General features: G+C 73.1%; 11 protein-coding genes. 3 read left to right on the top strand and 8 right to left on the bottom strand.

Features of this window, described 5'->3' with window-relative positions; genetic code table 11:
* Window position 1: 1 nt before the first annotated feature.
* The 6 genes from gatC to ACFRAC_RS29185 all read right to left on the bottom strand — a co-directional run bounded on the left by gatC (window position 2) and on the right by ACFRAC_RS29185 (window position 7,866).
* Window positions 2-298, bottom strand: a complete 297-nt coding sequence (gene gatC / locus ACFRAC_RS29210) for an Asp-tRNA(Asn)/Glu-tRNA(Gln) amidotransferase subunit GatC (protein ID WP_019754397.1) — start codon at window positions 296-298, stop codon at window positions 2-4.
* Between the two features lie 575 nt (window positions 299-873).
* Complete coding sequence (locus ACFRAC_RS29205; protein ID WP_382934124.1) at window positions 874-3,081, bottom strand: putative bifunctional diguanylate cyclase/phosphodiesterase; 2,208 nt, start codon at window positions 3,079-3,081, stop codon at window positions 874-876.
* A gap of 272 nt (window positions 3,082-3,353) precedes the next feature.
* Window positions 3,354-5,549 carry an NAD-dependent DNA ligase LigA gene (ligA, locus tag ACFRAC_RS29200; RefSeq protein ID WP_382934119.1) on the bottom strand — a complete coding sequence of 732 codons (2,196 nt, stop codon included), beginning with the start codon at window positions 5,547-5,549 and terminating at the stop codon, window positions 3,354-3,356.
* A gap of 14 nt (window positions 5,550-5,563) precedes the next feature.
* Entirely contained in the window at window positions 5,564-6,571 is a 1,008-nt protein-coding gene (locus tag ACFRAC_RS29195) for a methionine synthase (RefSeq protein ID WP_382934113.1), read from the bottom strand.
* Between the two features lie 39 nt (window positions 6,572-6,610).
* Window positions 6,611-7,309 carry an SDR family oxidoreductase gene (locus ACFRAC_RS29190; RefSeq protein WP_382934106.1) on the bottom strand — a complete coding sequence of 233 codons (699 nt, stop codon included), beginning with the start codon at window positions 7,307-7,309 and terminating at the stop codon, window positions 6,611-6,613.
* 17 nt (window positions 7,310-7,326) lie between these two features.
* Entirely contained in the window at window positions 7,327-7,866 is a 540-nt protein-coding gene (locus ACFRAC_RS29185; RefSeq protein WP_382934101.1) for a TIGR00730 family Rossman fold protein, read from the bottom strand.
* Window positions 7,867-7,917: 51 nt separating this feature from the next.
* On the opposite strand from ACFRAC_RS29185, the gene ACFRAC_RS29180 reads away from it, so the two are divergent.
* On the top strand, window positions 7,918-8,241 hold the full coding sequence (locus tag ACFRAC_RS29180; protein WP_382934095.1) for a DUF427 domain-containing protein: 324 nt from the start codon (window positions 7,918-7,920) through the stop codon (window positions 8,239-8,241).
* Window positions 8,242-8,278: 37 nt separating this feature from the next.
* Window positions 8,279-9,058, top strand: a complete 780-nt coding sequence (locus tag ACFRAC_RS29175; RefSeq protein WP_382934090.1) for an alpha/beta fold hydrolase — start codon at window positions 8,279-8,281, stop codon at window positions 9,056-9,058.
* A 43-nt stretch (window positions 9,059-9,101) separates the two neighbouring features.
* Here ACFRAC_RS29175 and mnmA read toward each other — a convergent pair whose 3' ends face one another.
* Window positions 9,102-10,238 (bottom strand): tRNA 2-thiouridine(34) synthase MnmA, encoded by a 1,137-nt coding sequence (gene mnmA / locus ACFRAC_RS29170; RefSeq protein WP_382934084.1) that lies wholly within the window; start codon window positions 10,236-10,238, stop codon window positions 9,102-9,104.
* 60 nt (window positions 10,239-10,298) lie between these two features.
* On the opposite strand from mnmA, the gene ACFRAC_RS29165 reads away from it, so the two are divergent.
* Complete coding sequence (locus ACFRAC_RS29165; RefSeq protein ID WP_382934079.1) at window positions 10,299-11,000, top strand: N-acetylmuramoyl-L-alanine amidase; 702 nt, start codon at window positions 10,299-10,301, stop codon at window positions 10,998-11,000.
* Here the strand turns inward: ACFRAC_RS29165 and ACFRAC_RS29160 are convergent.
* Window positions 10,993-12,162, bottom strand: a complete 1,170-nt coding sequence (locus ACFRAC_RS29160) for a cysteine desulfurase family protein (RefSeq protein WP_382934267.1) — start codon at window positions 12,160-12,162, stop codon at window positions 10,993-10,995. The genes ACFRAC_RS29165 and ACFRAC_RS29160 overlap by 8 nt on opposite strands.
* Window positions 12,163-12,199 lie beyond the last annotated feature (37 nt).

Below are 12,199 nucleotides of genomic sequence, written 5' to 3'. Positions count from 1 at the left end.
GTCAGTCCTCCCCCAGGATCTGCGGCACCTTGAAACGCTGCTGCTCCTGGGCCGGGGCGCCGGAGAGCGCCTGCTCGGGGGTGAGCGAGGGACGGACCTCGTCCTCGCGCATGACGTTCGTCAGCGGGAGGGGGTGCGAGGTCGGCGGTACGTCTTGGTCGGCGACCTCACTGACGCGGGCGACCGCGCCGATGATGTCGTCCAGCTGTCCCGCGAAGTGGTCGAGCTCTTCGGGCTTCAGCTCCAGACGCGCCAGCCGGGCGAGGTGGGCGACCTCCTCGCGCGTGATGCCAGGCATGCAGCGATCCTCTGGGGTGAGTGTGTGTGGTTTGGCCCAATCCTATGGGGCGGGGGGCTGTGCCCGTGCATCGGTTTCCTGCGGCGCGGGGTCGGCCGGTGATGAGCAGGCCCGCGCTGATCTGTACGACCACGGCCGTGGCGAAGCGGACGCCGAGCGCGACCGCCCTGGTGCCGCCGTGCCGCAAGCCCTGTCACCGTGTCGCACGGCGGCACGAGCGCCACGCCGGCCATGAAGCACGCCTCGGCCCCGGCAGCGGTGAGACGCCGGCGGCGCCAGGCCCACGAGGCCGTAGGCGAGTCGCGCGAGCCCTTGATCGCGAGGTGGGCGGAGGCGTCGCCGCCGGGGTCGGCCGGGACCGCCGTAGCCGGCCGCCGCGGCGCGCGGCCGGAGCAGTAAGCGGACGCCGATGAACAGGACGGACCGGGCTGGCCTGCACGGCCCGGTGACGCCGACGCGTGGCGGACGGGCTGCCGGGGGCCGCGCGCGAGTGGCGCCCGGACCTGCTGACGGCCCGCTTCACGGCGGGGGCGAACCGCTGAGCCCGCGATCCCACCTCTGCGTGCGTCGCCGTGTCACTCGGCGGCAGGGAGCGCCGCCTTCGGGCGCTGCCAGCCCCGCGAGCCGCGCGCCCGCAGCCAGGCGGTCGTCTCCTCGGGCGGCATGGCGGCGGCCACCAGCCAGCCCTGGACGGCGTCGCAGCGCAGATCGCGCAGGCGTTCCCAGGTCTCGTCGTCCTCGACGCCCTCGGCGACGACCAGCAGGCCGAGCGAGTGCGCCAGGTCGACCGTGCAGCGCACGATCTCCGCGTCCTCGGCGTCCACCGCGAGCCGGGCCACGAACGAGCGGTCGATCTTCAACTCGCTCACCGGCAGCCGCCGCAGATGCACCAGCGAGGAGTAGCCGGTGCCGAAGTCGTCGAGGGACATCTTCACGCCGTGCGCGGTGAGCGCGGCGAGGGTGTCGGCGGCGCGGGTCGGGTCCTCCAGCAGGACGTGCTCGGTGATCTCCAGCTGGAGTGCTCCCGCCGGGACCCCGTGCCGGGCGAGGCGCGCGGCTACGGAACCGGCGAAACCGGGGGTGTGCACGTCGCGCGGGGAGACGTTGACGGCGACCGGCACGAACAGGCCCTGGGAGCGCCACCGCGCCACCTGGCCGAGCGCGGTCTCCAGGACGTACTCGGTGAGGTGCGGCATCAGCCCCGAGGACTCGGCTATCGCTATGAACTCGTCGGGCGGCACCTTCCCGCGCTCGGGGTGCACCCAGCGCACCAGCGCCTCCAGTCCGGCGACCTGTCCGTCGAAGCGGACCTTGGGCTGGTAGTGCAGTTCGACCTCGTGCGCGTCGAGGGCGCGGCGCAGATCGCCGAGGAGGCCGAGCCGGTCCGGGGTGTTGGAGTCCCGTTTGGACTCGTAGACCTCGACGCCGGTGCGGTCCCGTTTCGCCTGGTACATCGCCACGTCCGCGCGGCGCAGCATCCCCTCGGCGTCGAGCGCGTGGTCCGGGAAGACGGCGACGCCCGCGCTGGCCTCCAGCACCAGGGTGAGGCCGTCCAGGTCGAGCGGTGAGCTGAGCGCCGCGACGAGGCCGCGGGCGACGCGGGTCGCGGACGTGGTGGAGTCGGCGACGGGCAGCAGGACGGCGAACTCGTCTCCCCCGAGCCGCGCGGCCTCCGCCCCGCGCGGCAGGGCGAGCCGCAGCCGGTCGGCTATCTGCAACAGCAGCCGGTCACCGGCGAGATGCCCCAGGGTGTCGTTCACCGACCGGAAGCGGTCGAGGTCGATCAGCATGAGCGCGGACCGGGCGCCGATGCGTTCGGCGTCGTCCAGCGCGGTCCAGATCCGCTCCAGCAGCCACTGCCGGTTCGGCAGCCCGGTCAGCGGATCGCGCAACTGCTCCTCCGCCCGGGCCCGGGCTATCCACAGGGTGGAGTCGAGGGCGACGAGCGGGATGGAGAACAGCGGCAGCAGCAGGGGCTTGGCGACGGCCACCACGCACACCAGGGGGGCGATGCCCAGCAGGGCGACGGCGACCAGCCCCTGTCTGACCAGGGCGGTGCGGGCGACGGTGGGCAGACCGCCGCGCGGGGCGTGCAGATACCAGTGCAGGACGCGGGTGACGAGGAGATAGGCGACCGCGACCAGCACCACGCCGGGGGCGGTGTAGAGCGTCCAGGTGTCGGGGCTCCAGGGTCTCTCGACGCTCGGGACCCGGCCGAACGCGGCCAGCACCAGGGCGCCGGAGGCGATGCCGAGGATGTCCACCGCGCCGTGCAGCACGCCCTGGCGCCAGCGGCCCCGGCGGGCGACGCCGACCAGGACGACGACGGTGAGGCTGACCATGCCGGCCGACACCCAGCCGTACAACAGCAGCACGGCGAGGGTGAGGGCGGCGCCGGAACCGGTGCCGCCCCACCAGCGGGCACGGCCCAGGGCCACCAGATGGCCGACGATGATGCCGGTCAGCACGGCCAGGGACCAGCCGACGGTGCCGGACGGGAAGAGGGCGTGGCCGCCGGTGAACGCCCGGTAGAAACCGGCCCCGAGGACGAAGGCGGCGGCCGCGACCACCGACGCGGGCAACGCGGGCCAGGACAGGTGCCGTTCGTGGTCGGGGTCCGCCAGCCCCGCGGCGTGCTCGCCGTCGCGCCGGGCGCCGCCGTCCGTGGTGTCCCGCCCGGTGCCCACACCCGGGCGATCCGCGGTCCGTGCCGCCCACCCGCGGCAAACGCCGGCCGTCCGGCGCAGCCGTGAGTGCGGGGCGGCACTCTCGGTCGGTTCCATTCCCGTCCCTCTCACAGCCGGCGGTGCCCACGCCACGCGGCCCGTCGCCCGACGACTGCCCTCGACGGCCCCGCGCTGGAAAACCCTTCCCCTCGCCCCTCCTTGCTCCTCGGGAGCGAAGGGATGCCCCGACCGCAACTGGGCACGGCAGGCGCACATCTCAACAGTAGGCCGCCGAAGGCGTGTACGGGCAGCGGTCGTCGACGGTTGCCCGAATGCGCCCCAGCCACCCGTATGCATCTGATATGCGCCCATCGGGCCGGGTTCAACCGCTACTGCTCCACGGACAGGGCAACTTCGGCCGCCGCTTCCGGCCCCTGTTCCAGCAGGACGGCGAAGCCGTCCTCGTCCAGAACCGGCACCTTCAGCTGCACCGCCTTGTCGTACTTGGACCCCGGGCTGTCCCCCACGACGACGAAGGAGGTCTTCTTCGACACCGACCCGGTCACCTTCGCGCCGCGGCTCTCCAGCGCCTCCTTGGCACCGTCCCGTGTGTGATTCTCCAGCGTGCCGGTGACGACGACGGTGAGACCCTCCAGCGGACGGGGGCCCTCGTCCTCGCCGGAGGACTGCTCCTCCAGCGGGACTCCGGCCGTCTTCCACTTGCGGACGATCTCGCGGTGCCACTCCTCGGCGAACCACTCCTTGAGCGCGGCGGCGATGATGGGGCCGACTCCGGCGGTCGCCGCCAGCTCCTCCTCCGTGGCCTGTTCGATGCGGTCGATCGAGCGGAACTCGCGGGCGAGGGCCTGCGCCGCGACCGGGCCGACGTGCCGGATGGACAGCCCGTTGAGGAACCTCGCGAGCGGGCGCTGCTTGGCGGCCTCGATGTTCGCCAGCAGGGCGAGGGTGTTCTTCTTCGGCTCGCCCTTCTGGTTGGCGAAGACCGTGACGACCTTCTCCTCGCCCGTCTTGGGGTCGTGCTTGGGCAGGCCGCTGTCGGGGTCGAGGACGTACGCCTTGATGGGCAGCAGCTTCTCGACCGTCAGGTCGAACAGGTCGCCCTCGTCGGCCAGCGGCGGGTCGGCCGGCTCCAGCGGACGGGTGAGCGCGGCGGCGGCCACCCCGCCGAAGTGCTCGATGTCCAGGCACTCCCGGCCGGCGAGGTAGGAGACCCGCTCCCGCAACTGGGCGGGGCAGGCACGGGCGTTGGGGCAGCGGAGGTCGATGTCGCCCTCCTTCATGGGCCGCAGCGGGGTGCCGCACTCGGGGCACTCGCCCGGCATCTCGAACTCCCGCTCGCTGCCGTCGCGCAGGTCGACGACCGGGCCGAGGATCTCCGGGATGACGTCCCCGGCCTTGCGGATGACCACGGTGTCCCCGATGAGGACGCCCTTGGCCTTGACGACCTCCTGGTTGTGCAGGGTCGCGAACTCGACCTCGCTGCCCGCGACGGTGACCGGCTCGACCTGCGCGTACGGGGTGACCCGGCCGGTGCGGCCGACGCCGACCTTGATGTCGACGAGCTTGGTGTTGACCTCCTCCGGCGCGTACTTGTACGCGATGGCCCAGCGCGGGGCGCGCGCGGTGGAGCCGAGGCGGCCCTGGAGCCGGATCTCGTCCAGCTTGACGACGACGCCGTCGATCTCGTGCTCCACGGAGTGGCGGTTCTCGCCGTAGTACGCGATGAACTCCCGGACGCCCGCCAGGTCGTCGACCACGCGGTTGTGCGGGGAGGTGGGCAGGCCCCAGGTCTTCAGCAGGTCGTAGGCCTGGGAGAGCCGGGTCATGCCCGAGAAGCCCCGGAGCGCGCCGATGCCGTGGACGACCATGTGCAGCGGGCGGGTGGCGGTGACGCGCGGGTCCTTCTGGCGCAGCGAACCGGCGGCGGCGTTGCGCGGGTTGGCGAAGGGCTTGTCGCCGGCGGCGACCAGGCGTTCGTTGAGCTCGAGGAACTTCCCCATCGGGAAGTAGACCTCGCCGCGGATCTCCACCAGCTCGGGGACGTCGTCGCCGGCGAGGCGGTCGGGGATCTCCGCGATGGTGCGGACGTTCGGGGTGATGTCCTCGCCCGTGCGGCCGTCGCCGCGGGTGGCCGCGCGGGTGAGGCGGCCGTTCTCGTAGGTGAGGTTGACGGCGAGTCCGTCGACCTTCAGCTCGCACAGGAAGTGGTACTCCTGCTCGCCCAGTTCACGGGCGATGCGGTCCACCCAGGCGCCGAGCTCGTCGTCGTTGAAGGTGTTGTCGAGCGACAGCATCCGCTCGCGGTGCTCGACCGCGGTGAACTCCGTCTCGTACGAACCCGAGACCTTCTGGGTCGGCGAGTCCGGTGTGCGCAGCTCCGGATACTTCTCCTCCAGGGCCTCCAACGTCTTCAGCAGCGTGTCGAACTCGGCGTCGCTGACGACCGGAGCGTCCTTCACGTAGTACCGGAAGCGGTGCTCCTCGACCTGCTCCGCCAGCTGCGCGTGCTCTTCGCGGGCCCCGGCGGGCACCGCCGTCGTCTCCGCCTGCTTGTCGCCGGCCACCGTGTTTCCTCCCGTTACTCTGGGTTGTCCGCGAGGGATCTCGCCGCCTGGACGCAGTGGGCCAGCGCCCTGCGTGCGTAGTCGGGGGACGCGCCCGCGAGTCCGCACACCGGCGTGATCGTGACCGCCTCCGCGAGAAGCCCCGGTGACAGCCCCAGCCTGCGCCACAACGTCCTGACACCCATGACGCTACCGGCAGGGTCTGACAACGGGCCGTCCGTGCCGGGGACGACACCGGCGAACAGCCGCGTACCGCCTTCCACGGCCTCACCGATCGCTTCGTCGTCACGCTCCGTGAGGAGGGAGAAGTCGAAGGAGACCGCGGCCGCGCCCGCCCGGCGCAGCAGCGCGAACGGGACGTCCGGTGCGCACGAGTGGACCACGACCGGGCCCTCGCCGTTCACCCCGACGATGTCGCGCAGGGTGTCCTCGGCGATCTGCCGGTCGACGGCGCGGTGGGTGCGGTAGCCGCTGGCGGTCCTGATCTGGCCGCGCAGCACCGCGATCAGGGAGGGCTCGTCGAGCTGGAGGACGACCTGGGCGCCGGGGACCCGGCGCCGGACCTCCGCGAGATGCTCGCGCAGGCCTTCGGCGAGCGAGGCGGCGAGGTCGCGGCAGGCCCCCGGATCGGACAGCGCGGCCTCGCCGTTGCGCAGTTCCAGGGCCGCGGCGAGCGTCCAGGGCCCCACCGCCTGGACCTTCAGCGGCCCCTCGTAGCCCTGGGTGAACTCCTCCAGCGCGTCGAGGTCCTCGCCCAGCCAGGACCGGGCCCGCCGGGTGTCCCGGCCGGGCCGGTCGCCGATCCGCCACCCGCTGGGCTCCACGCGCGCGTACAGCTCGACGAGCATCCCGGCGGTCCGCCCGATCATGTCGGCGCCGGGCCCGCGGGCGGGCAGTTCGGCCAGGAACGGGAAGTCCTCGAGGGAGCCGGTGGCGGTCTTCGCGGCCTCGCGGGCGTCGCCGCCGGGCAGCGAACCGACGCCGGTGGCCGCGCCGAACAGGTATTCAGTGCTGTTGCTCACCCTGAAAGACTATGCAACGCGGCGCGGCCTTCGCGCCGGTCACCTGCCCGGCCGGACCGTCAGGTCGTTCACCTCCGCGTCCCGGGGCAGATCCAGGGCCATGACGATCGTCGTGGCGACCGACTCGGGGTCGATCCAGCGCGCGGCGTCGTACTCCTTGCCCTCCTGCTGGTGCACCTTCGCCTGCATCGGGCTCGCCGTGCGGCCCGGGTAGACCGAGGTGACCCGGACGCCGTTGCCGTGCTCCTCGGCGCGCAGCGAGTCCGCCAGGGCCTTCAGTCCGTGCTTGGAGGCGGCGTACGCCCCCCAGTCGGCGTGCGCGGTGAGTCCGGCGCCGGAGTTCACGAACAGCACGTGCCCGCGGGTGGCGCGCAGCTGGGGCAGGAAGTGGCGGGTCAGTTCGGCGGGGGCGATCAGGTTGACGTTCAGCTGGTGGCGCCAGGACTTCGGGGTGAGCTCGCCGACGGGGCCCAGGTCCACGACGCCGGCGATGTGCAGCAGGGAATCCACGCGGTCCGGCAGCGACTGGTGGGAGAAGGCCCAGGACAGCCGGTCCGGGTCCGCCAGGTCGCCGACCAGGGTCGCCGCGCCCGGGTACAGGGCCGCGAGCTCCTTCGCGCGGGCGGCGTCGCGCGCGTGCAGGACGAGCTCGTCCCCGCGCGCGTGCAGACGGCGGGCGACGGCCGCGCCGATTCCGGAGCCCGCTCCGGTGATCACATGTGTAGCCATACCCGCCATGCTCGCACCGGCCGGGATCACGCCACGCCCTGGCTCTCCTCCAGGTAGGCCAGCGCCCCCACCGGCTCCTCCGCGAAGAACACCAGCTCGGTGAGCGGGCGGGGCAGGAAGCCCTCGTCCTCCATGCGCCGGAACTGCTCCTTCAGGCCGTCGTAGAACCCGGCGGTGTTGAGCAGGACCACCGGCATCTCGGTGTGGCCGTGCTTCTTCAGCTCCAGGATCTCGGTCGCCTCGTCCAGGGTGCCGGTGCCGCCGACCATGATCACGACGGCGTCGGCCTTCTCCAGCAGCAGCCTCTTGCGCTCGGCGAGGTCCTTGGCGATCACCATCTCGTCGACGCCCGGCCGCACCTTGGCGGCGAGGAACTCGACGGAGACCCCCACGAGCCGGCCGCCGGCCTCCTGTACCCCGTCGGCGACGACCTTCATCAGGCCGACGTCGGAACCGCCCCAGACGAGCGTGTGCCCGCCCTTGCCCAGCAGTTCCGCGAAGTCGCGCGCGGGGCGGGTGTAGCGGTCGTCGAGGTCGGCGGCGGAGAGGAAGACGCAGATACGCATGGGCCCACGGTACGCGGGAAGAACGGACGGCCCGCGCGCGCTGACCCCCATATGACCCTTGGACACACGATCACGATCGAGCAGGGGACCCGGCGCGTGCGGGTCGTGCACGACGGCCAGGTGCTGGCGGAGAGCGACCGGCCGCTGGTGCTGCGGGAGACGGGCTGTCCCGTGCGCTACTACATCCCGCCGGAGGACGTCCGCCTGGACCTGCTGACCCCGTCGGCCACCCACAGCCACTGCCCCTTCAAGGGCGACGCCTCCTACTGGTCGCACGGTGACGCCGCGGACCTGGTCTGGGCGTACCCGGACCCGAAGACGGACGTGGCCGCGATCAAGGACCACCTCTGCTTCTACGAAGTCGAGGTGTCGTAGGCGATTAGTTCCGTGCCGTGCGGCAATCTGCACAGGCATGGACAAGAAGACCATTTCGGCCGACGGTACCTCCCTCGCCTACGCGACCCGGGGCGAGGGACCGCCGGTGATCCTCGTCAGTGGCGCGATGTCCACCGGGGACACGGTGGCGCCCCTGGCGGAAGCGCTCGCGGATCGCTGCACGGCCGTCGTCTACGACCGCCGGGGACGCGGCGAGAGCGGTGACACCCAGCCGTACACGGTGGAGCGCGAGGTCGAGGATCTGGCGGCGCTGATCGACGCGGTCGGCGGCGAGGCGGCGCTGTACGGCGTCTCCTCGGGCGGGGCGCTGGCGCTACGGGCGGCGGCGAGCGGGCTGCCGGTGCCCCGGCTCGCCGTGTACGAGGTGCCGTTCGCGGTCTACGAGGGCGGCGCCGAGGAGCGGGCGGAGTACACCGAGCGGCTGGCGAGCGCGCTGGCGCGGGACCGGCACGGGGACGCGGTCGAGCTGTTCCTGCGGCTCGCCGGGCTCGGCGAGGGGATCATCCAGGGCGCCCGGCAGTCCCCGATGTGGCCCGCGATGGAGTCGATCGCCCCGAGCCTGGCCTACGACGACGCCGTGATGGGCGACGGGCTGGTGCCCGAGGCCCGGCTGGCGTCCATCACGGCCCCGGTCCTGTCGCTCGCGGGCGGCGCGAGTCCCGAGTGGATGCGCGAGGCGGCCCGCGCCGTCGCGGACACGGCCCCGCGGGGGACGTACCGGGTGCTGGAGCGGCAGTCCCACATGGCGGAACCGGAAGTGCTGGCGCCGGTGCTGGCGCAGTTCTTCGGGGAGTGACCGGCGCGGGGTACGCGCGGGTGCCCCGCTCGCGCGCGGGGCTTCAGAGCGCCGGGGTGGCTTCCTTCGCCCGCACCGTCGAGGCGATCGTCGCCGATCCCACCACGCGTGTGCCGTCGTACAGCACGATCGCCTGGCCGGGGGCGACGCCGCGCACCGGCTCGGTGAAGGACACCTCGAGGGAGCCGTCGACGAGGTCCGCCGTCACCTCGGTCTCGCCGCCGTGGGCGCGCAGCTGGGCGGTGTAGGTGCCGGGGCCGGACGGGGCCGCGCCGCACCAGCGGGGCTTGATCGCGGTCAGGGCGGAGACCTCGAGGGCGGACGCCGGGCCGACCGTGACGGTGTTGTCGACCGGCGAGATGTCCAGGACGTAGCGCGGCTTGCCGTCGGGCGCCGGGGTGCCGATGCGCAGCCCCTTGCGCTGGCCGATGGTGAAGCCGTACGCGCCCTCGTGGGTGCCGACCTTGGCGCCGGACTCGTCGACGATGTCGCCCTCCGCCTTGCCGAGGCGGGAGGCGAGGAAGCCCTGGGTGTCGCCGTCGGCGATGAAGCAGATGTCGTGCGAGTCGGGCTTCTTGGCGACGGCGAGGCCGCGGCGCTCGGCCTCCGCGCGGATCTCCTCCTTGGTGGTGACCGTGTCGCCGAGCGGGAACATCGCGTGGGCGAGCTGCCGGTCGTCGAGCACGCCGAGGACGTAGCTCTGGTCCTTGGCCATGTCGGAGGCCCGGTGCAGCTCCCGGGTGCCGTCCTCGCGCACGATCACCTGCGCGTAGTGGCCGGTGCAGACCGCGTCGAAGCCGAGGGCGAGGGCCTTGTCCAGCAGCGCCGCGAACTTGATCTTCTCGTTGCAGCGCAGGCAGGGGTTGGGGGTACGGCCGGCCTCGTACTCGGCGACGAAGTCCTCGACGACGTCCTCGCGGAAGCGGTCGGCGAGGTCCCACACGTAGAACGGGATGCCGATGACGTCGGCGGCGCGGCGCGCGTCACGGGAGTCCTCGATGGTGCAGCAGCCCCGCGCGCCCGTGCGGAACGACTGCGGGTTCGCGGAGAGCGCGAGGTGGACGCCGGTCACGTCGTGCCCCGCCTCGGCCGCGCGGGCGGCGGCGACGGCGGAGTCGACCCCGCCGGACATGGCGGCGAGGACGCGGAGGGGGCGGGAGGGCTGCGCGGTGTCAGTCATAACCCCTCCAGGGTACGGGGGCCCGGGAACCAGGGCCCACGGGTATCCGTTGACGATCACATGGGACAGGGGAAGGCTTCGAAGGACGGCGACCGGAAGGTCGGGCGCCGCGCGGTGCTGATCGGCGGGGCGGTGGCCGCGGCGGGCTCTGCCGTCCTGGCCCGTGACGAACTGGCCCGCCTGTGGTGGCGGACGCCGGGCGTGGAGAAGCCGCGCAAGGAGGGCGAGGTCGACTACGCCGGGGCGCGGTGGGTGGCGGCCTCGGAGGCCAACTGGCGGCGGGCGGACCGGCCCGACGACTACGGCATCGACATGGTCGTCGTCCATGTCACGCAGGGCAGTTACGCGAGCGCGGTGAAGGTGTTCCAGGACCCGGAGCACAAGGCGGCCGCGCACTACATAGTCCGCAAGGACGGGCACATCACGCAGATGATCCGCGAGCTCGACGTGGCGTACCACGCGGGCGACCGCGCCTACAACGAACGCAGCGTCGGCATCGAGCACGAGGGGTTCGTGGAGCGCCCCGAGGACCTCACGGACGCGATGTACGAGGCGTCGGCCCGGCTGACGGGCCGCATATGCGCGCGCTACGACATCCCGGTCGACCGGGAGCACATCATCGGGCACGTGGAGGTGCCGGGGACGGACCACACGGACCCCGGCCGGCACTGGGACTGGGACCGGTACATGAAGCTGGTGCGGGCGGCGCGTACGGCGCCCGCCCGGGCGATGTCCGACCGGAGCCCGCGGGACCTCAGGTGAGGCCGGCCGCGCGGGCCCGTTCCACGGCCGGTCCGATGGCCCGCGCGACCGCCTCGACGTCGGCCGCGGTGGAGGTGTGGCCGAGGGAGAAGCGCAGGGTGCCGCGGGCCAGGTCCGGGTCGGTGCCGGTGGCGAGCAGGACGTGGCTGGGCTGGGCGACGCCCGCGGTGCAGGCGGAGCCGGTGGAGCACTCGATGCCCTGGGCGTCCAGCAGCAGGAGCAGGGAGTCGCCCTCGCAGCCGGGGAAGGTGAAGTGCGCGTTGGCGGGCAGGCGCCCGCCGGGCTCGGGGTCGCCGCCGAGGATCGCGTCCGGGACGGCCGTACGGACCGCGTCGACGAGGGAGTCGCGCAGGGCGCCGATCTCCCGGGCGAACCACGCGCGCTGCTCGGCCGCGAGGCGTCCGGCGACCGCGAAGGAGGCGATGGCGGGGACGTCGAGGGTGCCGGAGCGGACGTGCCGCTCCTGCCCGCCGCCGTGCAGGACGGGCACGGGGGTCTGGTCGCGGCCCAGAAGCAGGGCGCCGATGCCGTACGGGCCGCCGATCTTGTGGCCGGAGACCGTCATCGCGGCGAGACCGGACGCGGCGAAGTCGACCGGGACCTGACCGAAGGCCTGGACGGCGTCGGCGTGCAGGGGCACCCCGAACTCGGCGGCGGCCTCGGCCAGTTCACGGACCGGCATGATCGTGCCGATCTCGTTGTTGGCCCACATCACGGTGGCCAGGGCGACGTCGTCGGGGTTGCGGGCGATGGCCTTGCGCAGGGCGTCCGGGTGGACCCGGCCGTGCGTGTCGACGGGCAGGTACTCGACGGTGGCGCCCTCGTGCTCCCCGAGCCAGTGGACGGCGTCGAGGACGGCGTGGTGCTCGACGGGGCTGGCGAGGACGCGGGTGCGGGCCGGTTCGGCGGCGCGGCGGGACCAGTACAGGCCCTTGACCGCGAGGTTGTCGGCCTCGGTACCGCCGGAGGTGAAGACCACCTCGCTGGGGCGGGCGCCGAGTGCTTCCGCGAGGGTCTCGCGGGCCTCCTCGACGGTGCGCCGCGCGCGGCGGCCGGATGCGTGCAGGGAGGAGGCGTTGCCGGTGACGCCCAGCTGGGCGGTCAGTGCCTCAGCCGCCTCCGGGAGCATCGGAGTGGTCGCGGCGTGGTCGAGGTAAGCCATGGTGGCCACGATTCTAGGGGGCCCCGGTGAGCGGCCT

Source organism: Streptomyces sp. NPDC056628 (genome assembly GCF_042792555.1).
Lineage (GTDB): Bacteria > Actinomycetota > Actinomycetes > Streptomycetales > Streptomycetaceae > Streptomyces.
Note: the sequence above shows the minus strand (reverse complement) of the source record. Positions and strands in the feature narration are given on the sequence as shown.

Bases quoted from the DNA above. Each gene is read 5' to 3' on its own strand.
- gatC (WP_019754397.1), bottom strand. From the start codon at position 298: ATGCCTGGCATCACGCGCGAGGAGGTCGCCCACCTCGCCCGGCTGGCG.
- ACFRAC_RS29205 (WP_382934124.1), bottom strand. From the start codon at position 3,081: ATGGAACCGACCGAGAGTGCCGCCCCGCACTCACGGCTGCGCCGGACG.
- ACFRAC_RS29190 (WP_382934106.1), bottom strand. From the start codon at position 7,309: ATGGCGGGTATGGCTACACATGTGATCACCGGAGCGGGCTCCGGAATC.
- ACFRAC_RS29185 (WP_382934101.1), bottom strand. From the start codon at position 7,866: ATGCGTATCTGCGTCTTCCTCTCCGCCGCCGACCTCGACGACCGCTAC.
- ACFRAC_RS29180 (WP_382934095.1), top strand. From the start codon at position 7,918: ATGACCCTTGGACACACGATCACGATCGAGCAGGGGACCCGGCGCGTG.
- ACFRAC_RS29175 (WP_382934090.1), top strand. From the start codon at position 8,279: ATGGACAAGAAGACCATTTCGGCCGACGGTACCTCCCTCGCCTACGCG.
- mnmA (WP_382934084.1), bottom strand. From the start codon at position 10,238: ATGACTGACACCGCGCAGCCCTCCCGCCCCCTCCGCGTCCTCGCCGCC.
- ACFRAC_RS29165 (WP_382934079.1), top strand. From the start codon at position 10,299: ATGGGACAGGGGAAGGCTTCGAAGGACGGCGACCGGAAGGTCGGGCGC.
- ACFRAC_RS29160 (WP_382934267.1), bottom strand. From the start codon at position 12,162: ATGGCTTACCTCGACCACGCCGCGACCACTCCGATGCTCCCGGAGGCG.